The organism is Cobetia sp. SIMBA_158, from assembly GCF_046566945.1.
Classification (GTDB): Bacteria; Pseudomonadota; Gammaproteobacteria; order Pseudomonadales; family Halomonadaceae; genus Cobetia; species Cobetia amphilecti.
On record NZ_JAWJYL010000664.1, the window covers coordinates 1 to 257 of the forward strand.

The window sequence follows — 257 nt, forward strand, 5'->3', positions numbered from 1 at the left end:
GCGCAACCGTGGGTGCGTCCCGCGCTGATCGCCGGTCTGGGCGTGGCCGCGTTCACGCAACTCACGGGCATCGAGATGATGATTTACTACACGCCCACTTTCCTGCGCGATGCGGGCTTCGGCGACTCGGCGTCGCTCTGGGCCGCGCTCGGCGTGGCGCTCACCTATCTCACGATGACGCTGCTCGGCAAGTTCAGCATCGACCACCTCGGCCGCCGCGCGCTGAGTCTCGCGACGCTGCCGTTCGCGGCCGCAAG

The 257-nt window shown here is 68.5% G+C and carries 1 protein-coding gene; it reads left to right on the forward strand.

Annotated elements, in window-relative coordinates:
- On the forward strand, positions 1-257 hold a 257-nt coding region (locus R2R70_RS21490), incomplete at both ends, for an MFS transporter (RefSeq protein WP_410979122.1).